At 66.7% G+C, this 22166-nt stretch carries 21 protein-coding genes; 10 read left to right on the top strand and 11 right to left on the bottom strand.

Annotation, left to right across the window (positions count from 1 at the left end; genetic code table 11):
* Positions 1–69: 69 nt before the first annotated feature.
* Positions 70–1722, bottom strand: coding sequence for a glycosyltransferase family 39 protein (locus tag QX108_RS21760; RefSeq protein ID WP_315719283.1), 1653 nt, complete (start codon positions 1720–1722; stop codon positions 70–72).
* Between the two features lie 444 nt (positions 1723–2166).
* Between QX108_RS21760 and QX108_RS21765 the strand changes: the two genes are divergently transcribed.
* On the top strand, positions 2167–3087 hold the full coding sequence (locus QX108_RS21765; protein WP_315782418.1) for a hypothetical protein: 921 nt from the start codon (positions 2167–2169) through the stop codon (positions 3085–3087).
* 201 nt (positions 3088–3288) lie between these two features.
* On the top strand, positions 3289–3705 hold the full coding sequence (locus tag QX108_RS21770) for a MucR family transcriptional regulator (protein WP_006614570.1): 417 nt from the start codon (positions 3289–3291) through the stop codon (positions 3703–3705).
* Between the two features lie 10 nt (positions 3706–3715).
* Here the strand turns inward: QX108_RS21770 and QX108_RS21775 are convergent, their stop codons facing one another.
* Positions 3716–4141 carry a SufE family protein gene (locus tag QX108_RS21775; protein WP_315719285.1) on the bottom strand — a complete coding sequence of 142 codons (426 nt, stop codon included), beginning with the start codon at positions 4139–4141 and terminating at the stop codon, positions 3716–3718.
* Positions 4142–4215: 74 nt separating this feature from the next.
* A complete protein-coding gene (locus QX108_RS21780) occupies positions 4216–4677 on the bottom strand; it encodes a DUF5330 domain-containing protein (protein ID WP_315719286.1) in 462 nt (153 codons plus the stop codon).
* 464 nt (positions 4678–5141) lie between these two features.
* Here QX108_RS21780 and QX108_RS21785 point away from each other — a divergent pair, with 464 nt between their 5' ends.
* The 3 genes from QX108_RS21785 to QX108_RS21795 are packed head-to-tail and all read left to right on the top strand — an operon-like array spanning position 5142 to position 7994.
* The gene (locus QX108_RS21785) at positions 5142–6902 is read left to right on the top strand and encodes a PAS domain-containing sensor histidine kinase (protein ID WP_315782415.1); all 1761 of its coding nucleotides are present in this window, start codon (positions 5142–5144) and stop codon (positions 6900–6902) included.
* Positions 6895–7593 carry a peptidoglycan-binding domain-containing protein gene (locus tag QX108_RS21790; protein ID WP_315719288.1) on the top strand — a complete coding sequence of 233 codons (699 nt, stop codon included), beginning with the start codon at positions 6895–6897 and terminating at the stop codon, positions 7591–7593. Before QX108_RS21785 ends, QX108_RS21790 begins: the two co-directional genes overlap by 8 nt.
* Positions 7594–7643: 50 nt before the next feature.
* The gene (locus QX108_RS21795; protein WP_172112139.1) at positions 7644–7994 is read left to right on the top strand and encodes a DUF1491 family protein; all 351 of its coding nucleotides are present in this window, start codon (positions 7644–7646) and stop codon (positions 7992–7994) included.
* Between the two features lie 4 nt (positions 7995–7998).
* On the opposite strand, the gene QX108_RS21800 is transcribed toward QX108_RS21795, so the two are convergent.
* On the bottom strand, positions 7999–8964 hold the full coding sequence (locus QX108_RS21800; protein ID WP_315782412.1) for a DUF2336 domain-containing protein: 966 nt from the start codon (positions 8962–8964) through the stop codon (positions 7999–8001).
* A 396-nt stretch (positions 8965–9360) separates the two neighbouring features.
* Between QX108_RS21800 and QX108_RS21805 the strand changes: the two genes are divergently transcribed.
* Complete coding sequence (locus tag QX108_RS21805) at positions 9361–9549, top strand: hypothetical protein (RefSeq protein ID WP_172112141.1); 189 nt, start codon at positions 9361–9363, stop codon at positions 9547–9549.
* Positions 9550–9578: 29 nt separating this feature from the next.
* Entirely contained in the window at positions 9579–10328 is a 750-nt protein-coding gene (locus tag QX108_RS21810; protein WP_315782923.1) for a hypothetical protein, read from the top strand.
* Here QX108_RS21810 and QX108_RS21815 read toward each other — a convergent pair.
* Positions 10325–11221 carry a LysR family transcriptional regulator gene (locus tag QX108_RS21815; RefSeq protein ID WP_315782921.1) on the bottom strand — a complete coding sequence of 299 codons (897 nt, stop codon included), beginning with the start codon at positions 11219–11221 and terminating at the stop codon, positions 10325–10327. The genes QX108_RS21810 and QX108_RS21815 overlap by 4 nt on opposite strands.
* Before the next feature lie 103 nt (positions 11222–11324).
* Between QX108_RS21815 and QX108_RS21820 the strand changes: the two genes are divergently transcribed.
* Entirely contained in the window at positions 11325–12182 is an 858-nt protein-coding gene (locus QX108_RS21820; RefSeq protein WP_315782409.1) for an MBL fold metallo-hydrolase, read from the top strand.
* Here the strand turns inward: QX108_RS21820 and QX108_RS21825 are convergent.
* The 5 genes from QX108_RS21825 to QX108_RS21845 form a co-directional block, all read right to left on the bottom strand.
* Positions 12160–13650, bottom strand: coding sequence for an acetyl-CoA hydrolase/transferase family protein (locus QX108_RS21825; RefSeq protein WP_315782408.1), 1491 nt, complete (start codon positions 13648–13650; stop codon positions 12160–12162). The genes QX108_RS21820 and QX108_RS21825 overlap by 23 nt on opposite strands.
* A 105-nt stretch (positions 13651–13755) precedes the next feature.
* Complete coding sequence (locus tag QX108_RS21830; RefSeq protein ID WP_315782919.1) at positions 13756–14259, bottom strand: CYTH domain-containing protein; 504 nt, start codon at positions 14257–14259, stop codon at positions 13756–13758.
* A 120-nt stretch (positions 14260–14379) separates the two neighbouring features.
* Positions 14380–14964: a DUF1254 domain-containing protein gene (locus QX108_RS21835; protein ID WP_315719293.1), complete on the bottom strand. Its 585-nt coding sequence runs from the start codon at positions 14962–14964 to the stop codon at positions 14380–14382.
* Positions 14961–15542 (bottom strand): DUF1214 domain-containing protein, encoded by a 582-nt coding sequence (locus tag QX108_RS21840; protein ID WP_315719294.1) that lies wholly within the window; start codon positions 15540–15542, stop codon positions 14961–14963. The genes QX108_RS21835 and QX108_RS21840 overlap by 4 nt, the downstream gene beginning before the upstream one ends.
* 15 nt (positions 15543–15557) lie before the next feature.
* Complete coding sequence (locus QX108_RS21845; protein ID WP_315782405.1) at positions 15558–17837, bottom strand: PBP1A family penicillin-binding protein; 2280 nt, start codon at positions 17835–17837, stop codon at positions 15558–15560.
* Positions 17838–18186: 349 nt separating this feature from the next.
* Between QX108_RS21845 and QX108_RS21850 the strand changes: the two genes are divergently transcribed.
* Together QX108_RS21850 and QX108_RS21855 are read left to right on the top strand one after the other, a co-directional pair.
* Positions 18187–18699, top strand: a complete 513-nt coding sequence (locus QX108_RS21850) for a YcgN family cysteine cluster protein (RefSeq protein WP_315719296.1) — start codon at positions 18187–18189, stop codon at positions 18697–18699.
* A gap of 179 nt (positions 18700–18878) precedes the next feature.
* Positions 18879–20462: an MDR family MFS transporter gene (locus tag QX108_RS21855; RefSeq protein ID WP_315782403.1), complete on the top strand. Its 1584-nt coding sequence runs from the start codon at positions 18879–18881 to the stop codon at positions 20460–20462.
* A 20-nt stretch (positions 20463–20482) separates the two neighbouring features.
* On the opposite strand, the gene QX108_RS21860 is transcribed toward QX108_RS21855, so the two are convergent.
* Positions 20483–22159 carry a cell envelope biogenesis protein TolA gene (locus tag QX108_RS21860; protein ID WP_315782401.1) on the bottom strand — a complete coding sequence of 559 codons (1677 nt, stop codon included), beginning with the start codon at positions 22157–22159 and terminating at the stop codon, positions 20483–20485.
* Positions 22160–22166: the final 7 nt, after the last annotated feature.

Consider the following 22166-nt stretch of genomic DNA (forward strand, 5'->3'; position numbering starts at 1 on the left):
GCGGCCCGCCCCCGCGCGACAAGGCGCGGAGGCGGGGAGGCAGTCATGTCGTTTGGCCGAGCCTGAGCCTCAGGGCGCCGGAATCGACAGCAGGCTCGAGATGCTGCGGCCGCGGATGTCGTAGACGCGGGCGAACACGACGTCGTCGCGCTTGATCTCGACCATCACGGGCGCGGTCAGTCCCTTGCAGTAGAACTCGCCGAGCGTCATCGCGAAATCGGCCGCATGGCTGTCCCAGCCAATGGTGAAGTCAGGGCCGAGCGCGACCTGGGCCGGTCGCTGCGGGCCGCACACCGCGACCTTCCACTTGTGCCCGATCGGCGGCACCTCCTGGCGCTCGTCGAGCTGTTCCTTCAGGCCGTCCGACGCCTGCTTCAGTGCCAGTCCCCAATAGTCCAGCATGAAGCGGGTGTCGGCCTCGCGCACCGTGCCGGCGATGTAGTTGAAGTGGGTGTATTGATAGGGATGGAGCCGGATCATCTCCGCCAGCGGCAGCAACAGGCCGAAGCAGAAGGCGGCGATGGCCACCGGCTGCCAGCTGCGGCGCTCGTCATTGTTGAGCCAGGACAGCAGCCAGGAGAAGGCGACGCCTCCGAGCAGGGCCATCGGCGGGATCACGAAGACGAAGTGGCGGATGCCGTTGTACAGCGCCGGGCGTTTGACGATCGCGATCAGGATCGGCAGTGTCGCCGCCAGGGTCAGCATCAGCAGGATGCTCTTCTGCCGCGCCGGCATGTCGGGCCGCGACAGCGACATGATCGAGGCGACGGCGCCGGCCACGAACAATGCGATCATCAGCTCGGGCAGCTGCAGCGCGAACAGCGTCGGCAGGTAGGACCATGGCATGTCCGGTACCGAAACCAGTGCGCCGTCGAACATCTCCTTCCACGGCTTCTCGAAGAAGTGCGAGAAGTAGGTCAGGGCCCGGAATGGGTTGGCGGGCTCGATGATCGACCACGGCCAGATCAGGCCCATGATCAGGTAGCCCAGGATCAGGCCGGGGATCAGCATATAGAGCACGGAGGCAAAGCGGCGGACCGCCTCGCGGGTGCCTTGCGTGCGGTATTCCTCCATGAACAGCGGCATGAAGCCGACCATGGCGTAGACCACCGCCATGCCGCCCAGGATGCGCGAGCCGATCGAGAAGCCGGCGCCCAGGCCAAGGATCAGGATGGTGCGCGGCGAGGGGTAGGGGTATTCATCGGCGAGCCGGACCAGCCCCATCAGCAGCACGACCATGGCGACCGCGAAAGGGGCATCCTTCGGGTTCATGAACATGTGGCCGTAGAAGATCGGGCACAGCGCCAGCAGCAGCAGGGCCGACAGGCCGGCGACCGCGCCGCCGATGCGGCGGGCCAGGCGCCAGGTCACGGCCAGCCCGATCAGGCCGACCAGGGCGCCGACCAAGCGCCGGGTTTCGAACAATTCCAGTGGCAGGATCTTGTGCAGCAGGGCTGCAACCATGTCGAACCCGCCGCCGTACATATAGAGATTGGCGAACGACAGCGCCGCCTGGTCCCTGAACCCGGAACCGTACATGCGCAGCAACAGATCGGCATATTCGGCATGGGTGTAATCATCCCAGCCGAGGCCATAATCCCGGAATGTCAGTCCGGCCACGACCGCGACGGCGGCGAGCACGAACATGGCGAGATCGTCACAAGTCCGTTCGAGTGTTCGCCGGATCGGCGTCTCGAGGACCGAAGTGGTTATCGATGTCATGGCTGATGGTGACCCGGCGTCCCCTAACGACCCCGCTTCCGCGCTTCAGGCCTGCTTTTCCCCGTTTGCGTATAGCGCGCCACGGTTTCCGAGGTGTTGGAAATATGAACGTCCGACGACCATCGCAGTGCAGCAGGAGCCCGATTTTCGGCTGCTTGGCGCCATATTGGCACAGTGACATGAACGCGTCCTGAACCGGGAGACCCCGCAAGAACCCGGAGGAACCCGAGACGGTTCCGTGGGTTGGCGGGAGCGAATGTGGCTTGATCGTGGCGCGTTGAGCTTCTCTGCCGGGGAGGGAAACGGCTCCGGCCGAACTTCTGCTGCAAATTGTCGCGGATTTCGACTAGAACCGGGATTCAAGGGACGCGGGGCATCCGCAGCTAACTAGTGTGATATCGGTAGGACGCCGTCCGGAACCGACGCATTAGGGGATGGGTTCGAATGATGAGTGCTATGTTGGCCGCTGGAGCCTTGGCCGTTCTGGCCGGGCTTGGAGCGATCGCTTGGGGAATTCCGGTGAAGGAGTTCAGCGTGGGCAACACGCTGATCCTGTCGGGAACTCTCGGCGTGTGCAGCGGGCTCATCCTGTTTGGGCTTTCGGCGCTCCTGAGCGAGCTGAAGGTCATTTCCCACCGGCTGCGAACGCGCACCGCAGCGGAGACCGAGGTCAGGACCCTGCAACTGCCGGGCGCCGGCAGCAAGGCCGAGCTCGACTCGTCTCCGGTCCCGCCCGCAGAAGATATGTGGCGTGAGGGCGGCTCACCGCGGCCCCGGCCGCGGATGCCGGACCTGTCCTCGCCCTTGTCGTCGACCTCCGCACCGCTGTCGCCTCCGTTGCCCGCGTCCTTGCGCAATCCCCTCCCTGAGCAGGAGACGGATGAGCAGGCTGCGGAGCCCGCCGAGCGGCCGCGGCGCAACCTGCTGTTCGCCTCGTCGTCGCGACGTGAGCGTGAGCGCGCCGAAAAGCGCGCGGCCGAGCCGATGCCGACGGATTTTCGGTCGCCGCCGCTCAGCGAGCCCCCCGCCATGCCGCTCGATGAGCCGGCGTCCGAGCCCGCTTCTCCGGGTCTGGAGGACAGCTGGTCGCGGCCCGAGCGGGCACGCCCCTCCGAATCGCTGCGGCCGCCGTTCCCTCGCCGGCTGGCGCGCGCCGCGCCGGCCTTCGTGGAGCCCGAGCCGACACCGGCTCCCGAGCCGCAGGACATGGATCCGCCGGCAGCGACCATCATCAAGTCGGGCGTCGTCGACGGGATGGCCTACTCGCTCTATTCGGATGGCTCGATCGAAGCGCAGATGCCGGAAGGGATGATGCGTTTTGCATCGATCGACGAGCTGCGCACGCACCTCGAAGGCCGCGCCTGACGCGCTTGGCGATCCGGAAGACTGGCATACGGTACACAGTACTGAGGCGAGGGCAGACTTCTCAAGAAGAAGTCCTCACCTTATTGTCATTTTGCCAGTCATTCGCCCATATTGCTTGGAGAAATGACAGATGACGCGTTCACCCGGTTTGGGTGATACTTGCGACGGAAAGTCAGTGGTTGGGGGCGGGGTGGGTTTTCGATGACCGAAGGGGCCGGCAAGAGCTTTATCGATCTGACCGCCGACATCGTCTCGGCCTATCTGAGCAACAACCCGACGCCTGCGGCCGAGATTCCATCCCTCATCAGCCAGGTGCATGCGGCGCTGACCCGGGTCGCGGCCGGACGGAGCGAGCCTGCTCCCGAGCCGGCCCGCCCGGCGGTGCCGGTGAAGAAGTCGATCCATCCGGACTATCTGGTCTGTCTCGAGGACGGCAAGCGCTTCAAGTCGCTGCGGCGGCATCTGCGCACGCAGTACAACATGACGCCGGAGCAGTACCGCGACAAATGGAACCTGCCGCCGGACTATCCGATGGTGGCGCCGAACTACGCGGTGACCCGCTCGCAGCTCGCCAAGAAGATGGGCCTGGGGCAGCAGCGCCCCGAGCGCGAGAAGTAGCTGAGACCGGTCAGGACGCCGCAGTGAGCGCTTCGCGCGCGTCCGAGCGGATGCGCTCGACCATCGAGCGCAGGCCGTTGGAGCGCTGGGGCGTGAGATGCTCGCGGAATCCGAGCTCGTCGAACACTGCAGGCGCATCGATGGTGAGGATCTCCTGCGGCGTGCGGCCGGAATACAGCGTCAGCAGGATCGCGATCAGGCCGCGGACGATGTGCGCGTCGCTGTCGCCGAGATAGTTCAGCACCGGAACGGCGCCACTGTGATCGGCATGCTTGGAGAGCCAGACCTGGCTGGCGCAGCCTTGGACCTTGTTGACTGCGGAGTGCTCGTCCTCGGGCATCGGCGCCAGCGTGCGGCCGAGCTCGATGACGTAGCGGTAGCGGTCGTCCCAATCGTCCAGCAGGGCAAAATTGTCGCGAATCTCGTCGATTGTCATGATGCTCTTCGGTCCCGTCCGAACCCTCATATAGGGGTTCGGCGCGACGAAAGCGACAGCCGGTTCCCGCGCGATCAAGGCGTCGGCGGCAACTGCCATTCGGCCGTGAGATCGTCGGCCGAAAGCGTATCGACCGGCGCTTCGCTGGTGGGAACCTCCTCGAGCACGGGGGCGTCGATCGAGCCGGTATGATCGTTGCCACGCTTGTCGAGGCTGGCGGGCTTCACCGGGCCGATGAGCTTGTCCGCCGCACTCGGCTTCTCGGCCGCCTCCGGCTTGTCGGTGATGATCTGATAGATCTTGCGGGCGCCTTCCTGGGCGCGGTGACCGATCACGGTCGCGGCCTGGCCGCCGACCTCGCAGGCCTGCGGCTGGCGCTTGCAGAACTGGCTCATGTCGGAGACGGCAGCGGTCGCGGCCTGCACCGCTTCGTGCGCATTGATCTGCGGCAGCTTGTCCGTGTCAGGGCTCTTTTCACGCGGCAGCAGCACAAGCACGAGCCCGAGCCAGAATGCCATCCGAAGCAGAAAGAACATCACGCAACCCCGACCGTGCTGCTGATCCCGCGTTCTGTCCCTGAATCGCGCAACCGGGATCGCAGCTGCTTTTGTTCTACGTCGCGACTGCTTGCATTGGGCTTAATTGGTTGAGAATTCCCGAACCTGACCCTCGAACTTTTTTCGGCGTAAATTTTTGGTTGGCGCGCAACGAATGCCGCTTGCAACCGGCTGTAGATCGCGACGCTTTCGCAACCGAGGGCGCGGCTGGAAACGATGCATTCACCATCCCTGCCGAATGGGCTCGTCGCCGCAGTCAGGCCCTTAGCGTTCGCTTAATGCGAGTCTGACACGGTGACTACCGACGACAGGGGGCGTCCCGGCGCGTTCTCTCTCTTTGCTGAGAACGACCGACAGGCCGAGGCGCGAGAGCCGTGAGTGTGTTGAGTATCATCCGCGATAGTCTTGATGCGTTGCTGCATCCATCGGCTCGAACTGATGCGATGACGCGCGCGCGCCATCGCGCCTTCATCGCGCCGCGCCTGCTCGGCAGCCTTGCCGCCTTCGCCGTGTTCCCGGCCTATCTCGCGATGCGCGGCGCTCCGAGCGCACTCGAGGTCGGCGCGCTGGCCTGGCTGATCGCGCCGATCCTGCTGTCCTGGTATCTGTCGCGCACCGGCCGCTACGAGAGCGCCTGCGCGCTGTCGTCGCTGGCGCTGTCGGCGCTGATCATGGCCGTGTCGGTCGAGACCGGCGGCATCGAGTCCTTCGCCGCGGTGTGGCTGATCGTCGTTCCTCTGGAGGCCGCGTTCTCGGCCTCGCGCCGCGTCGTCGTGTTCTCCGCCGCGCTTGCGCTGTCCTGCGCGCTGCTGCTGATCCTGATCGGTCATCTCGGCTGGCTGCCGAAGCCGGAGACGAATCCGGCATTGCGCACCGGCCTGCTCGCCTTCGGTGTCGCCTCCGCCACGCTCTACGCCGCCGTGCTGGCCTTCGCCGCCGACACGCTGGCGCGCACCAGCGTGACGCTGCTGTCGATGGAGGAGGAGCGCTATCGTCTGCTCGCGCGCAACATGAGCGACGTGATCTCCCGTCACCGCCGCAACGGCGCCGTCATGTTCATCTCTCCTGCTGCCGAGACGTTGCTCGGAGCGTCGATTGCCCAGCTGCAGGGGCATGGCCTGTTCGAACGCGTCCACGTCGCAGACCGTCCGGCCTATCTCACGGCGCTCTCCGAGGCGGCCAGCGGCAGCGAGGCGTCGAGCGTCGAGTTCCGCCTGCGGCGCGATGGGGCGGGCGAGGTTCGCGGAGCGCAGCATCCGGGCGACTTCATCTGGGTCGAGATGCGCTGCCGGCCGCTCGATCGCGCGGGCCTGACGCCTGCTGGATCGGAGCAGGAGGTGGTCGCGGTCATGCGCGACGTCACCGATCGCAAGCTGCAGGAGCAGGCGCTCGAGCTGGCGCGCAACGCGGCGGAGCGCGCCGACGCGGCCAAGACGCGGTTCCTCGCCACAATGAGCCACGAGCTGCGCACGCCGCTGAACGCGATCATTGGCTTCTCGGAAATGCTGATGCAGGAGCAGGTGCTGGTGTTGAACGCGGCCCGGCGTCGCGAATACGCGCAACTCATCAACGATTCCGGCCAGCATCTGTTGTCGGTGGTGAACGGCATCCTCGACATGTCGAAGATGGAGTCCGGCAATTTCGAAATCACGCCGGAGCCGTTCGCGCCGCGCGCCGCGCTGTTCAATTGCTGCAACCTGCTGGCGCTGCGCGCGCGCGAGAACGGTGTCGATCTGTCGGCCGATGCGCCGCATGATCTGCCCGTCATCACCGGCGATCCGCGCGCCTTCAAGCAGATCGTGCTCAACCTCGTCTCCAATGCCATCAAGTTCACCGAGCGTGGCGGCCGGGTCACGGTGTCCGCCGGCGTCGATGGTCAGCGTCTGCTGATGCGAATCACCGACAATGGAGTCGGCATCGCCGCCGACGATCTCAAGCGGATCGGCGATCCGTTCTTCCAGGCGGGCAAGACCTATCAGCGTCGGCATGAGGGAACCGGACTCGGTCTCTCGATTGTCAAGAGCCTCGTGAACTTGCACGGCGGCGAAATGTCGATAGAAAGCAAGCTCGACGAGGGGACGACGGTCTCGGTCGCGCTGCCGATCAATTTCGTCGCCGAGGCGACGGGCGCCACGATCACGCCGCTGTCGCCCTCGCGGTCGGCCCAGCCGGGGCAGATGATCCAGGTGAAGAAGAGTGCCTAGACGAGTTGCAGACGATGATCCGGCGCCGCCGCGCCGTCGCAAGCGCGCCACTGCGGCTGCCGCCGTCGTCGACGCGGCCGACGAGCGCGGCTGGCTGATGCGCGCGATGCTCTACAGCCCGAAGGATCTGCTTGCCGGCCTGCTGGCCTGCGCTGCCGGAAGCGCGATCATCGTCAACGCGGTGTTCCTGCAATCGGGGCCGCACCCGGCGCCGATGTTCGGTTCCATCGTCACCATTCCGCCGGTGCTAGCCAGTTCCAATCCGCTGCCGCGGCCACGGCCACTGGACGCCGGCATTTCTCCGTTCGATCCGAAAGTGATCGAGACCCGGCCGCCGGAGACGCGCGCCACCGAGCCGCGGGTGACCGAGCCGCGTGCGGCCGATGCGCGTCCGGATCAGAAATATGCCGACCCGCTGGCTGATCTCGTCAGGTCCGTCAGCGGCGGCCAGAGCAACACGCCGCGTCCGCAGCCGACGCAGCAGGGCGGCAATGCGCGCCGTGTCGCCGCGGTTCAGCGTGCGCTGACCGAATATGGCTACGGTCAATTGAAGCCGACGGGAATGATCGGCTCCGACACCCAGACCGCGATCCAGAAGTTCGAGCGCGAGCGCAAGCTGCCGGTGACGGGGCAGGTGTCGGATCGGCTGGTCCGCGAGCTTGCAATTGTCATCGGTCACCCGATCGAATAGAGCAGGCCGTCGGCTGCCCTTGCAGCGCGCTTTCATCTGGCCTGAGCATCATGCGACTGAAGACGAGCATCTGGGTCAGCGCCTACCTGCGCCGCTGCCAGTCGGCCGGCGTGTTCGGCGCGATCAGCCACCGCGGTGCGGAGGAGGCCGGCGCGGTCTTCATCAAGGTCGCGCTGATGGATCGCACGGCCCAGCTCTACGTCCCGGCGCCGCAAGCCGTCTACGACGACAGCCGGCCATTCGAACGTCTCTTCGTTTCCGCCTGGCCGCAGCCGATCGCTGAATTCGAGGTCGACGAGCGTCTCCGCAAGGAGCTGCGCTTCGACCCCGATGCCTGGATCGTCGAGACCGAGGACAAGCAGGGCCGCCACTTCCTCGATCTCGCGCGCGAGCAGCCTTGAGGCGTCACCGCTTGAAGCCGTCAGTCCCGGTGCGCACGATCGGCTTCGACGAGCCCGTCGTGCCGACCCGCGCGGTGCTGCCCCGGACGTGCTGGCGTTCGTCGTCGTACAGCGCGGTGCGATGCTTCGCCCGGATCGCCGCCATGGCCGAGCCGCGCCAAGCCGCCAGCATGATCAGTGCCGCGCGCTCGCTGAGGCGCTCGTAGAAGCGGGACAGCCGAAACACCGTGTGGACCGACTGGCCCATCTCCGGCTTGAGGAACAGCAGCACGCGCTCGAACACCGGCGCCGGCATGCCCAGCGCCTTGGCGGCGCAGGCGAGCAGCTCGCCGCTCTCGTCGTTCATGACATCCTGGGTGATGCGCGCGGGCAGGATCAGGCTTTCGCCGATCTCGATGGTGAAGGTCTCGGCGTCGGCGTTGAAGGCGGCCATCTCCAGCGCCTCGATGGCCTGCGCCGCGCGATGCTGCGGCGTCGGCGCGGCAGGCTTGAGCGGCGCCGTCGCCAGATTCTCCAGGATCGCGATGCGCTCCTTCGCACCGGCGCGCAGGAACATCTCAGCGAGCTCGGCCGCATCCTTCGGCTGCATCGCCAGTCCTGCGGCGGCCGAAGCGTCCCGCGCCGGCGCCTTGGCTGATGGCGGGCGGAGCGCAGGCGGAATGAGGCCTGCGAGCGGCGGCATCGGCGCATCCTGCGCCGGCCGCAGCCCGAGCTTGTCCAGGATCTCGATCGGCGTGCCCGGATAGATGGCGAGGCGTGCGCGCACGGCGGCACGCGTCGTGTCGTCGACGTCATCGACCAGTCGAGAAACCAGCTCGACGAACTGCCGCTCCTCGTCCGCAGAATGTGTGCTCGCTTGAACGTAGAGATCGGTCAGGACGCGCAGCAGGGTCGGCTTGATGTCGACGCCCTCGCGGCGCGAGAGCGTCAGCAGCCCGTCGAAGCCGGGGAACAGCGATGATCTTGTCATGTCGGGTACGCAACTTCGGCAATCGTTGCGCCGATTAGAGACCAACTGTTTTAATGGGCCGTTAAGGAAAACAATCGGTGAAGATCGGCCGAATTTTCCCGGTGAGACAAAGGCGCAACGCCGGCTTGCCATTTCCCGCGCGAATGCACGTCATCCGTGTTCCGGTGCGGCGCATTAATATCCTCTTAACCACGTCCTGATCTTAATCGATCCGTTCGATGATCTCGCCTTGGCCTCGTCACGCCGCCGGCCTGATCCTCGCCGCGTTGGATGCCGCTTCGTCTCTCGTTGCGATGGGCATCCGTAATCGTCAGTTTTGCGTGCTCTCTTGCCTGCGAAGTTCGGGCGATGGGGAGTTTGAGGGGGTAAGAACTTCGGGCACGAAAGAGAGTAGACATGGCGACCATCATTGAATTCCCGGCGGACGTTGCGCGTCGCGCGCGGCCTGCCGCGACCGGCGCGCCGCAGGAGGGCATGGGAACGATCCTGATTCTTCCCGTCGTTCGGATCGAGCGCGAGAGCACGACCGACGATCGCGGCCCCCGCGAGGGCGCAGCTCCAAGCCGCCGCCGCCGTCGCCGCTGACATTCAGGGGAATGGGAATGCCGGCCATGATGCTTCCGGTCTGGCGTGCCGCGCCGATCTTGACATTGTTGATCGCAGGCGGGTTGCTCGGCGCCTGCAGTGGCGGGGATTTCGGCCGCACGCGCGCCGACATGCGCAACGACGACATGCACAAATGGATCGGGGCGGAAGCCACGGCCAGCGTCGGCGTCAGGCCATCGCAGTTCCAGCTGACCGACAATGAGCGCCAGCTGCGCGACCTCGCTTATCCGCTGATCGAGCCGCCGCATTCGCGCCCCGCCTGGAAGGCGGTGTTCGGCGACTATCAGCCGTCGCCGTCGCCGTGGCGCCAGAAGGTGGCGTTCGACCGCACCGCCTATGGTCGCGCCCTGATCGACGAGCCGCATCGCTCGCATGCCTCGCGCTATGCGCAGCTGATCGACGACGTGCGTGACGACATCACGCGCTTCGAGCCGTTCTTCGCCTCCGCGATCCGCGTCATCGATCTCGACCGCAAGCGCGACGCCAGCATGAAATACATGACGGAGCTCTCGCCCCGCGAGAAGGCCGACGCGGTCGCGCGCATGCAGGAGAATTCGCTGATCGTGCAATGGGTGCAGATCAGCCTGGAGCAGCGCGTCTCGTCCTATCGCTGGGCGCTGGAGCGCCTGGTGCTGCAGGCGCCCGACGGGATGGCCGCCGAGGCCGATCGCCTGATCACCGAGCTGGCCTCGCAGACCGCCAATCCGCCGGTGGCTGCGCGGCCCTTGATCGAGCGGCCGCTGACGACGCGGGGCTAGCCCGGCGCGACCTTGCGACGCCGGCCCGGCTTGGCCGGTGCTCGTTTCGGCGGTCTTGTCGCCCCGCGTGGACTCTGCAGCGCCGACGCTCTCAGCGTCGCGATCAGCGTCCTCAGTGCCTCGGTCGGCGCGCGTGAGGCCGGGTAAGCCAGTCCGACCTGACGTTTCAACGTCATCTCGATCTCGCGGACGGCAACGTCGCGTCTGTCCTGGACCACGCCTTCGGGAACGATCGCCACGCCGACGCCGGCGGCAACCAGCGCCAGGGCCCAATCTTCCGTCTCGGCGATGGCGGCGATCTCGCGCGGCTTGCTGCTGCGGCCGGCCAGCACGCTGTGCTCGCAATGACAGCGGTCGATCATCGCGACGTCGGCGAGATCGGCCGCGCGCAGGCGCGGCTTCAAGGTGAGCGGATGTGCGAGGGGCAGGGCCGCGACGTAGCGCTCGCTCCACAGCGACAGGAAATGCTCGGCATCGCCGGCGAGGCTTCTCGCGACGATGCGCGCGTCGGCCCGTTCGGTCGGGCCGACGATGTGCAGCCTGAGATCCTCGCGCGCCGTGAGTGGCTTGAGCAGCGCCGTCACGCGGCGGCCGTCAAGGGTGCGCATCAGGCCGAGCTTGAGCACCTGCCTGGGTGCGCCATGCCGGAACAGGTTGCGGGCCGCGTCGGCCTCGTCGACGATCCGGCGCGCGATCGGCTGCAGACGTTCGGCTGCTTCCAGCGGCACGACGCCCTTGCGGTGACGCAGGAACAGCTCGGCGCCGAGCTCGGTCTCGAGATTGGCGATCGCCAGCGAGATCGACGGCTGCGAGACGTAGCACCGCGCCGCGGCCCGGGTCAGGCTGCGTTCCTCGAACACGGCGGAGAAGTAGCGAAGCTCGCGGATATCCATAGGCACAGCCTATCCCAGGTATCACAGAACAATATTTTACTTATCGTAAGCCCGCACGCAAGCATGCGCTGGATGTTGCAGCTTGAAGCCTGGGAGGAGATCGATGCGCGTCCACCACATCAACACCGGCACGATGTGTCCGCGAGGAGGCCGGCTGGTCAGCGGCAGCGGCGGCCTGTTTGCACGCGCCCGGCTGGTCTGCCATTGCCTGCTGATCGAGGACGAAGACGGGCTGGTGCTGGTCGATACCGGCATCGGCAGCGCCGACATCGCCGATCCCGCAAGATTGGGTCCGCGCTGGGTGAGGCAGGCCGCGCCGCAACTCGATCTGGCTGAAACGGCGCTGCAGCAGGTGAGGGCGCTGGGGTTCTCGCCCGACGATGTGAGGCACATCCTGCTGACCCACCTCGACCGTGATCACGCCGGCGGCATCGGCGACTTCCCGAAGGCCAAGGTGCACGTTCATCGTGCGGAGCACGCGATGGCCGTCGACGGGGCTCCGCCACCGCCGCGCGGCCGCTACGTGACGGGTCAATGGCGACATCGCCCCGACTGGCAGCTCTACGACGATGATGGCGAGGACTGGTTCGGCTTCCGTGGCGTTCGCGCGGCCGTCGAGCACAGCGGCGATATCCTGGTCATTCCGCTACCCGGCCACACGCCCGGACATTGCGGCATTGCCGTGCGTCGGGGCGACACATGGCTGCTGCACGCGGGCGACGCTTATTTCTTCCACGGCCAGCTCGACGCGCGGCCACGCATGCCGCTGCTGCTCGGCCTGTTTCAGCGCAAGGGTGACCTGGATCGTGCGACGCGCATGGCCAACCAGGCGCGGCTGCGGCGCCTCAAATGCGATCATGGCGACCAGGTCACGATCGTGAACAGCCACGATCCCGTCGACTACGAGAAGTGCCGCTGCGGTCTGCGGCCCGCCTCTCTCAATCCGGCCGAACGACGTTGAACGCCTCCTCGAGCAGATGCGGCGTGTGCTTGCCGGTCGCATCGCGACAAGCGCGCTCGAAATAGTCAGCCAGGGCCGGGCGGAAGCGCGGATGCGCGGCCTTCTCGATGATGATGCGGGCGCGCTGCTTCGGCGACAGGCCGCGCAAATCGGCGAGGCCGCGTTCGGTCACCAGGATCTGAACGTCGTGCTCGGTGTGGTCGACATGCGTCACCATCGGCACGATGCTGGAGATGGCTCCGTTCTTCGCCGTCGATGGCGTCATGAAGATCGACAGATAGGCGTTGCGGGCGAAGTCGCCGGAGCCGCCGATGCCGTTCATGATGCTGCTGCCGCGGACATGGGTCGAATTGACGTTGCCATAGATGTCGGCCTCGATCAGGCCGTTCATCGCGATGACGCCGAGCCTTCGGATCACCTCGGGATGGTTGGAGATCTCCTGCGGCCTGAGCACGATGCGGTCGCGCAGGAACTCGATCTCGCGGTTGAATTCGAGCGCAGCCTCCGAACTCAGCGAGAGTGCGGTGGCGGAAGCGAGATCCATCCGTCCCGACCGGATGAGATTGAGCATGCCGTCCTGCAGGACCTCGGTGTAGGCGGTCAGATGCGGGAAGGGACCTTCGTCGAGCCCGGCCATGACGGCATTGGCGACATTGCCGACGCCGGACTGCAGCGGCAGCAGATTGCGCGGCAGGCGGCCCTGCTTCACCTCGTGCGCGAAGAACTCCAGGATGTGACCGGCGATCGCGCGCGAGACATCGTCCGGCGGTGCGAAGGTCGTGTTGCGATCCGGCGCGTGGGTCTCGACGATGGCGATGACCTTGTCGGGATTGCAGCGATAGGTGGTCTCGCCGATGCGGTCGCCGGCCGCGACGATCGGGATCGGCGTGCGATGCGGCGGCAGTCGCGTGCCGTAATAGACATCGTGCATGCCGAGCAGCGCCGGGTTCATCCACGAATTGACCTCGATGATGACGCGGTCGGCCTGGTCGAGCCAGGTCTTGTTGTTGCCGATCGAGGTCGAGGGGATCAGCCGCCCATCGGGCAGGATGCCGGCGCATTCGATGACGGCGACGTCGAGATGACCAAGGAAGCCGAACCACACGAATTGCGCGACATGGCTGAGATGCAGGTCGATGTACTCGATGCTGCCGGCATTGATGCGCTGGCGCGTCGTCGGATCGGACTGATAGGGCAGGCGCAGATCGATGCCATTGGCCTTGGCGAGCGCACCGTCGAGCTCGGGCGCCGTCGATGCGCCGGTCCACACGCCGATGCGGAACGGCTCGCCGCGCGCATGCGCGGCTTCGATGCGGCGCGCCAGCGCCATCGGCACCGCCTTGGGATAGCCCGAGCCGGTGAAGCCGCTCATGCCGACGTGGCTGCCGGGCTCGACCAGCGCGGCGGCATCATCCGCCGACATGATCTTGGCGCGCAGCGCCTGCGACATCACCTGTGATGAGCTCATTCCGCCAACTCCATGCGCGGACGTTTCGACCCGCCAAAGCCCGCGCTGTTTAAGATGGGCTTTGCCGGGGCGGTTTGACACGGGTCAATCGGCGCACCCTGCGCATCACAGGCCTGCAAGACGGGCGCGTCGCAGCTCCCGCACCGTCGCCGCACGCGAGCGCTCCGTCAGCATGTTGGCCTTGCTGTAGCGCGGATCGCCGGTGACCTCGTCGCCGACCCAATCGGGAAGCGTCACGCTCGTCGTCTCGGACGGCACCTCAATCTCCGCGATGACGACGCCTTCGAGCGCGCCGTGGTAGACGTCGACCTCCCAGATGCCGCTGTCTCCCGGCACGTAGTGACGCGTCTTCTCGAGGATGCGCCCCTCGCAATGCGCGAAGATCGCCTCCGCATGATCGGCAGGAATCTCGTATTCGAACTCGTCCCGCGTCAGGCCGCGACGGGCGCTCTTCACGCAAAGCGTCGTGCGGTTGCCGTAGCAGCGAACGCGAACCTTGAGTCCGTCCTGACGTGCGACGAGGCCGTCGCGCAGCCGTTCTGAGTGCGTCGTCTGATCTCGCCAGGCATCGGTCCTGACGAGAAACTTCCGTTCGATTTCGAGGGGCATGACCTGATGTTGAGCGAAGCTCCGACGTCCTGTTACGTCATAGCAGCGGCGCGAGACGACTACTATGCCACGAAGGATGAAGAGAGCATTGTCGAATTCATCCAAGCGCTTCGTAGCGCCTTACCGCTTGCCCCGCGGCTTCTCCGACTTTGCCGGCGTCTCGGCCTGCAAGCCGCAACTGGCTGCCGCAAGGGTGGCCTGCGCCTGCGGCATGAGGCCCGGCTCGGCGGCCAGCGCCTTCAGGACGATCAAGCCGGTCGTCGTCGGCGAATCGATGATGAGCCGGTCGGCAGCCGTGACCTCTTCGTCCTCGGGCAGATCCTCGTGCTGGGTTTCGGTCATCAGGTCGAGCTCGATGACGCGCTTGCCCGCGGAGCGATCATTGATGGCGTAATAGGCGATCTCGTTGCGCGTGTAGAACGACACCGACGTATAGGCCTGGCTGACGGGGACCGTGAGCTTCAGCGGGCCCTCGGACAGATCGTAGCGGCAGATCGCCATCGCGAAGGCCGGGTCCATGAACGGCATCGGCGAGTTGCCGGGGTCGGCGAGCGGCAGCGGCGTGACCGCATTGAGCTTGGTCATCGGCGTCAGCCGCGAATAGGCGTCCTGCGTCGAGATCCGCGGCAGCGCCAGCACGCTGACGAGGTGGACCACGCCGCCGAGCAGCACGCCGACGACCACGGTGAACAACAGCCGGATCATGATGGACAGCCCACGGTCGAGATCGAGGGCATCGGTGCATCACGCTGCGTGCGGGTCGCGACGCCCACCGGCGTGTCGTAGAGCCGGAGCATCAGCGCATAGCGCTCGATGCCGCCGGTCGGCAGCCAGTTGCCGGCGCGCGAGCGCGCGGCCACGCGAATTTCGAACGAGCCGTCGGCGCCGCGCACCAGCTCCTGGCTGGTGAAGCCGTAGCGCTGCAGCGAGTTGGCGACGAGATGGCCCTTGCGGTCGTACAGCGTGAGCGTCCAGAACCGGGCCGGCGGCGTGACGCCGCTGACGAGGATGTCGCAGCGGCCGTCGAGCGGCTTCTTCTTGTCGTCCGTGGTGGCGGTGAAGGCGACGCCGTCGCCGGTGCCGATCGGCAGCTCGCCATTGCGGGTAATGGTGGCGCGCGCGTAGGGGTCGACGTCGGCCGTGCCGGTTTTCGGCCGCGCGGTCCAGGCGCCGATCGTGAGCGTGCCGAATTCGGTGCCGCGCGTCGTGGTCATCCAGGTCGCGCCGATGCCGACGCCGGTGGCGATCAGGAGCGTGACCAAGGTGATGAAGAGCAGCCGCACGGGAAATCGCTGTCGTCAGTTCTTGCGCAGGGCAGGGGCGGCCACGCCATCGGCCGTCGCCGAGGCGTAGTTCTCGGGGAAAGCCAGCGCGCTGGACGATACCGGCTTGCCCGGCTTGCGTGGGTCGGCGGGCGCGGCCTTCTCCGCGACGCGCGCGGCGTCGTCGAGCATCTTTTCGACCTGGACCAGGACCTCGGCGCCACGGCGGGTCAGGATCGGCGGCGGTCCCGGCTTGATCTCGAGCGTCTTCGGCTGGCCGGCCTGCGCCATGGCCGCATTCGCGGCCTGCGGCAGCTTCTCGCCCATGCCGACGCCGGGCAGTTCCTTGACTTCGACGCCTTGATGCGCGGCGAGCATGATGTCGTGCCATGTCTGTGCAGGCAGCGAGCCGCCGGTCATGCGGTTTGTCGGCGAATAGTCGTCATTGCCGTACCACACCGCACAGGTGAAGTTACCCGTGTAGCCGACGAACCAGGCGTCGCGGTAGGCATTGGTGGTGCCGGTCTTGCCGGCGGTCGGAATTCCGTCGAGCGCGGCACGCCGCGCGGTACCCTCGCTGACGACGTGGCTCATCATGCCCGCCATATCGGCGGCGACGGACGCGGGAATGGCCTGCTTCGGCTTCGGCCCGTCGCGGTCCCAGCGCCAGACCAGATCGCCGGCGCCGGTGCGGACCTCCAGCACGGAATGCGGCGTCACCGCCTTGCCCTTGTTGGGGAAGGTCGCATAGGCGACGGCGTGCTCCAGCACCGTCACTTCGTCCGAGCCGATCGGCATCGACGGGGTGTCGGGCAGCGGTGCCTTGAGGCCGAAACGGCGCGCGACTTCGACGATCTTGGCGCGGCCGGCCTTCGGGCCGTCCTTGCCGCCGAGCGCGATCGACAGCTTCACCGGAACGACGTTGATCGAGCGCGTGATCGCCTGGGTCAGCGTCACCGAGCCGGAATAGGAATGGCCATAATTCTGAGGGCACCAATTGCCGATGCAGACCGGGCCGTCGACCACGATCGAGGTCGGCTTGTAGCCGTTCAGCAGCGCGGTGGTGTAGACGTAGGGCTTGAACGACGATCCCGGCTGCCGGTAGGCGTCGACTGCGCGGTTGAACTGGCTGGCACCATAGTCGCGGCCGCCGACCATGGCGCGGATGCCGCCGTCGAGATCCGCCACAACGGTCGCCGCCTGCGTCGCGTGATAGTCGCGGCCGAATTGTCGCAACTGGTTCTCGATCGCCTCGTCCGCGGCGTGCTGCACGTTCATGTCGATCGAGGTCCGCACCACGAACACGCGCTCGGTGTAGGACTTCGGGAACGTGTCGACCAGCTTGCGCATCTCGTCGAAGGCATAGTCGAGGAAGTAGTTGGGCGAGCTCTCGTCGCGGCGGTCGACGGCGAAGGCCGGGTTGCGGCGGGCGCCGAACACCTGACCCTCGGTCATGAAGCCGGCGTCGACCAGGTTGTCGAGCACGACGTTGGCGCGGGCGCGGGCGGCGGGCAGGTTGATGTGCGGGGCGAACTTGGTCGGGGCCTTGAACAGGCCGGCCAGCATCGCCGCCTCCGACAGGTTGATGTCGCGCACCGACTTGTTGAAGTAGAAATGCGCCGCGCCGTCGACGCCGAAGGTGCCGCCGCCCATATAGGCGCGGTCGAGATAGAGCTTGAGGATCTCGTTCTTGGTCAGCCGGGTTTCGAGCCAGATCGCCAGGAACGCCTCGTTGACCTTGCGCTCGATGGTGCGCTCGTTCGAAAGGAACAGGTTCTTGGCGAGCTGCTGGCTGATCGAGGAGCCGCCCTGGCGGACGCCGCCGGCCTGGGCGTTGGTGACAAGGGCGCGCGCGGTGCCGGCGATGTCGATGCCGAAATGGTCGTAGAAGCGGCGGTCCTCGGTGGCGAGCGTCGCCTTGATCAGGTTGTCCGGAAAGTCTTCCAGCGGGATCGAGTCGTTGTGCTTGATGCCGCGGCTGCCGATCGGGTTGCCGTAGCGGTCGAGGAAGGTGACGGCGAGGTCGGACTTCTTCAGCCAGTCCTCGTCGGCAGTCTCCCGGAATGCGGGGATCGCGAGCGCCAGCATCAGCACCAGACCGCCAAGGCCGATCGTGGCCGCCTCCGACAACGGCTCGACGAACACCCAGCGCTTCCAGCCGCCGACATAGAAGCGGTCCATGAAGGCCGAATAGCGCTCGTAGAGTTCGCGGGTGCCACGCAGCGAGGAGAACAGCGCCGAATCGAAACGGGCGTCGAGATCCAGGCGGAAATTGTTGATCCGCTTCTTCCAATCGTCTGGAATGATCTGCCGCACGGGAACCCTGGTCGTTTCGAAAGCGTGTCAGCGGGCTTCGAAAGCACTCAGCACGCCGGCTGGGCCATCGAAGGGTCTTGCGCGATTGTTGCGGCAAACCCAAGGCACCGCAAAGTTGGCACTGCTGAGTTTCGGGCATCTCGACCGGAGATGCCTGCACCCAAGCCGCGTTGCCGGCGCCGCAGTGACTCACTCACCTATCTAGCCGAGCGGGGGGCACAAACCAATGGTTCCGCTCACAATTTGATGCACAAAGCTAACGTGGCGCTGCCGCCGGCGCGAGGCCCTTGCGCCGCTCGGGGCCGGGCACCTAGATGGCAGCCACGCCGCCCCCGATGGGAATCGAACCATGACAGCACCGCTCAAACGTCCCTCGGGTCAGGAGGGATTGTTCTGGAAAACCAAGACCTTGGAGGAGATGTCGGAGGCGGAATGGGAGAGCCTGTGCGACGGCTGCGGACGCTGCTGCCTGGAGAAGCTCGAGGACGAAGATACCGGCGACATCTACTTCACCCACATTTCCTGCAAGCTTCTGGATGCCGGCCTATGTGCCTGCAAGGACTATCCGAACCGCTCCGCCCAAGTCTCGGATTGCGTGCGCCTGACGCCTGAGAACGTGCGCACCCTGACTTGGCTGCCGCCGAGCTGCGGCTACCGCCTCGTGGCCGAAGGACGCGATCTCTATTGGTGGCATCCGCTGATTTCGGGCGATCCTCAGACGGTGCATGAAGCCGGCGTCTCGGTGCGCGGCCGGGTCGAGGGCACCGAGGACGACGTGCCGGATGATCAGCTCGAGGATCACATCGTGCAATGGCCGGTGCTGCTGCCGAGGCGCGCCAAGCTCAAGCGCCGGCCGAAATAGACGCTGTCGGCGTCGATCACTTCGCGCTCGCAGCAATTCAATTCGGCGCGACGGGTCTGGCGCTGTTGGGATGCACCCATGCGCCGGACCCGCTGCCACAAGGGAAAATTATGCCTTAAGTAGTTCGCTACTCAGCGAATCCGCGCGGCATGCGTCGCGCCCGGCACAGCAATATTCCCATGAACAAGTTTGATCGGCAGAGCCATTACCCTGCCGTGTCCCAATCCTTGCCTGAAGAGATTGCCGCCGAGCTGCCGGCGATCCCGCCGCAGGTGCAGGCGATCGAGGATTCGCCTGCGATGGCGCCACCGGTGCCGCTGACCCCGGCCGAGGTGCGCACCATCCTGATGAGCCTGCTGCTGACGATGTTCCTGGCCGCGCTCGACCAGACCATCGTCGCGACGGCGCTGCCGACCATCGGCCGCGAGTTTCAGGACGTCACCAATCTCTCCTGGGTCATCACCGCCTACCTCCTCGCTTCCACCGCGGTGGCGCCGGTATTCGGCACGCTGTGCGACATCTATGGCCGGCGTTCGATGATCATTGCGGCGCTCAGCCTGTTCGTGGCCGGCTCCGTGCTGTGCGCGCTCGCCCCGAGCATGCCGGTGCTGATCCTCGCTCGCGGCCTGCAGGGGCTCGGCGGCGGCGGCATCATGCCGGTCGTGCAGACCGTGATCTCCGACGTGGTCAGCCCGCGCGAGCGCGGCCAATACCAGGCCTATTTCAGCGGCGTCTGGCTGCTGGCCGGCCTGCTCGGGCCCGTGATCGGCGGCTTCTTCGCCGATCATCTGCACTGGTCGATGATCTTCTGGATCAACGTTCCGCTGGCGGTCGCAGCCTTGGCGCTGCTGCTGCCCAAGATGGGCCGGCTGCCGGTCTTTCACCGGCTCCGCAAGGTCGACTGGGCCGGCGGCCTGCTGCTGATGGCCTCGGCCGTCGTGTTCATGCTGGTGCTGACCTGGGGCGGCCACAAGCTGGCCTGGCTGTCGCCGACCATCCTGGCGATGATCGGCAGCGCCGTGGCGCTCGGGCTCGCCTTCGTCTGGCACGCCAAGCGGGCGGACGAGCCATTCCTGCCGCTGGCGCTGATCGGCGGCACCGTCGTGCCCTACGGCATGCTCGCCGGCGGCTGCGCGCTCGGCGCCATGATCGGGCTGACGGTCCATTTGCCGCTCTATTACGAGGTGGTCTATCACCTCACGCCAAGCCAGGCCGGGCTCGGCCTCATTCCGCTGGCGGCGATCTCGACCTTTGGCGCCGCGCTCGCCGGCCGGACGATGGCCCGGGTCAAGCACTACAAGCGTGTCGCCATCGCCGGGACCATCATCGGCACCATCGCCTCGGTCGCGATGACCGTGACGACGCCGTCGCTATGGGGGCTGCTGCTGTTGCTCTGCGTGTTCGGCATCGGCCTCGGAACGGCGTTCCCGATCTCGGTGGTGTCGCTGCAGAACGCCGTGGACCGCGCCCAGATCGGCACCATCACGGGGGCCATGAACTTCTTCCGCTCGATGATGTCATCTTTCGCCGTTGCGGCCTTCAGCGCCATCCTGCTGATGGCGCTGGGGACGGACGTCTCGCTCGTCGAAGGCGCTCATGGCGCGGTCAGCGGCATCGCCGAAGCGGACATGATCCATGCCTTCCGCTACGTCTATGGCGCGGCCACCGTGATGCTGGCCGTTGCCGCGGTCAGCATGATCCTGATGGAGGAGCGTCCGCTCGCGGGGCCGTCGCGCGACAAGACGATCGAGCTGGCCGAATAGGGCTCTCCGCAGGCATCCGTCTAGTCCCGCGGCTGCACCACCTCGACATTGTCTTGGCCATGCGAGCCGTCGTCGAGCGATGACTTGACGAGTCCGGCCTCGACGCGGCGGGCGAACTCGGTGCTGCCGCCGCTCGCCAGCTCCTTCGCCTGCGATACCCATTGCTCGCGCTCGATCCGGCCGGCGAACGCCAGATAGGAGCCGACCCATTTGGCGTGATCGGCGCTCCACGCTGCGATCTGCGCGAAGTGCCAGATGCCGAGGCCATGCAGCCGCGCCTCGTTCTGCTTGCCGATGCCCTTGATCAGCTTGAGATCGTCGGCTTGCCCGCCGCGCGGGGACGCCAGGCCGAGCGGCCGGCTGCCGGCGTGGGCCTCCTCGTTCTCGACCGCAGGCATCAGCGCGGGCAGCTGCGCGATGAGATCGTTCGCCTCATGCTCGCTCAGGGGCGCGTCGGCCCGCTCGTCGATCGTCAGCGCGCCCGACTTCACCGCGGTCGAATGCACGGTATCGACTCCGGCTGCGAGCAGCTTGGCCTGCGCGATCCAATGCTCGCGCTCGATGCGGCCGGGGAACGCCATGTGATGGCCGACCCAGCCGGCATGGGCCGGCGACCAATCCGCGATCTGGCTGAAATGATGCACGCCGATGTCGTTGAGGATGGCCTCGTTCTTCGGCCCGATGCCCTTGATCAGCTTGAGATCGTCAGCAGCGCCGTCGGGAGCGGGCAGGGCCGGTGGACGGCCATCCTCGGCAGCGGCCGATTGCGACGCAGGCTCCGCGACGACGGCGGCGACCTCCGCGGCCAGACGATCAGCCTCGGCATTCGCCGCGGCTTCTGCGGCCAGACGTTCGGCTTCGGCCTTCGCGGTGGCCTCAGCCGCCAGGCGGGCGGCCTCCGCTTCTGCTGTCGCGACCGCTTCTGCGGCAAGCCGCTCGGCCTCGGCCTTCGCTGCGGCTTCGGCAGCGAGACGATCGGCCTCGGCCTTTGCGGCAGCTTCGGCGGCGAGGCGATCGGCCTCGGCCTTCGCGGCAGCTTCCGCGGCGAGGCGATCGGCCTCGGCCTTCGCGGCAGCTTCCGCGGCAAGCCGCTCGGCCTCGGCCTTCGCGGCAGCTTCCGCGGCGAGGCGGTCGGCCTCGGCCTTCGCGGCGGCTTCCGCGGCGAGGCGATCGGCCTCGGCCTTTGCGGCAGCTTCGGCGGCGAGCCGATCAGCCTCGGCCTTCGCGGCAGCTTCCGCAGCGAGGCGATCGGCCTCGGCCTTTGCGGCGGCTTCGGCATCGAGGCGATCAGCCTCGATGCTGGCCGCGGCTTGCGCAGCCGGCGATGGGCTGTCGGCCCAAGGTCTCGCCGCCGCGGTCGCGCCGGCGAAGGCGACGCTGTTTCCAGGGCCTCCCGGCGACATCGCGCTGGTGTCACCCAGCCCGGCATATTCCTTCAGCTGGCCGCCGGCCAGGCAGCCGAGCACATAGGCGCCGACCATCAGCAGCGCGACCTCGAGCCATAGTCCGGCGCGGCCGGGCAGCACGCTCAGCATCGCCATCAGCGCGCCGATCGCGAAGGCCAGCGTGGCCGGCAACAGCCAGCTCCGCAGCCAGTCGGGGCGCTTGGCATTCGACCAGGTGCTCCAGCCGACGACGCCGCCGATCACGAGCGCGAGGAGGATCCAGAACAGGAACGTCGTCAGGTCGTACATCATGATGTCA

The sequence above is a fragment of the Bradyrhizobium sp. SZCCHNR1002 genome (genome assembly GCF_032381435.1).
In the GTDB taxonomy this organism is placed as follows: domain Bacteria; phylum Pseudomonadota; class Alphaproteobacteria; order Rhizobiales; family Xanthobacteraceae; genus Bradyrhizobium; species Bradyrhizobium aeschynomenes.

Coding starts and splice junctions, on each gene's coding strand:
- QX108_RS21760 (WP_315719283.1), bottom strand. CDS start 1,722: ATGACATCGATAACCACTTCGGTCCTCGAGACGCCGATCCGGCGAACA.
- QX108_RS21765 (WP_315782418.1), top strand. CDS start 2,167: ATGATGAGTGCTATGTTGGCCGCTGGAGCCTTGGCCGTTCTGGCCGGG.
- QX108_RS21770 (WP_006614570.1), top strand. CDS start 3,289: ATGACCGAAGGGGCCGGCAAGAGCTTTATCGATCTGACCGCCGACATC.
- QX108_RS21775 (WP_315719285.1), bottom strand. CDS start 4,141: ATGACAATCGACGAGATTCGCGACAATTTTGCCCTGCTGGACGATTGG.
- QX108_RS21780 (WP_315719286.1), bottom strand. CDS start 4,677: ATGTTCTTTCTGCTTCGGATGGCATTCTGGCTCGGGCTCGTGCTTGTG.
- QX108_RS21785 (WP_315782415.1), top strand. CDS start 5,142: ATGACGCGCGCGCGCCATCGCGCCTTCATCGCGCCGCGCCTGCTCGGC.
- QX108_RS21795 (WP_172112139.1), top strand. CDS start 7,644: ATGCGACTGAAGACGAGCATCTGGGTCAGCGCCTACCTGCGCCGCTGC.
- QX108_RS21800 (WP_315782412.1), bottom strand. CDS start 8,964: ATGACAAGATCATCGCTGTTCCCCGGCTTCGACGGGCTGCTGACGCTC.
- QX108_RS21805 (WP_172112141.1), top strand. CDS start 9,361: ATGGCGACCATCATTGAATTCCCGGCGGACGTTGCGCGTCGCGCGCGG.
- QX108_RS21810 (WP_315782923.1), top strand. CDS start 9,579: ATGCTTCCGGTCTGGCGTGCCGCGCCGATCTTGACATTGTTGATCGCA.
- QX108_RS21815 (WP_315782921.1), bottom strand. CDS start 11,221: ATGGATATCCGCGAGCTTCGCTACTTCTCCGCCGTGTTCGAGGAACGC.
- QX108_RS21820 (WP_315782409.1), top strand. CDS start 11,325: ATGCGCGTCCACCACATCAACACCGGCACGATGTGTCCGCGAGGAGGC.
- QX108_RS21825 (WP_315782408.1), bottom strand. CDS start 13,650: ATGAGCTCATCACAGGTGATGTCGCAGGCGCTGCGCGCCAAGATCATG.
- QX108_RS21830 (WP_315782919.1), bottom strand. CDS start 14,259: ATGCCCCTCGAAATCGAACGGAAGTTTCTCGTCAGGACCGATGCCTGG.
- QX108_RS21835 (WP_315719293.1), bottom strand. CDS start 14,964: ATGATCCGGCTGTTGTTCACCGTGGTCGTCGGCGTGCTGCTCGGCGGC.
- QX108_RS21850 (WP_315719296.1), top strand. CDS start 18,187: ATGACAGCACCGCTCAAACGTCCCTCGGGTCAGGAGGGATTGTTCTGG.
- QX108_RS21855 (WP_315782403.1), top strand. CDS start 18,879: ATGAACAAGTTTGATCGGCAGAGCCATTACCCTGCCGTGTCCCAATCC.
- QX108_RS21860 (WP_315782401.1), bottom strand. CDS start 22,159: ATGATGTACGACCTGACGACGTTCCTGTTCTGGATCCTCCTCGCGCTC.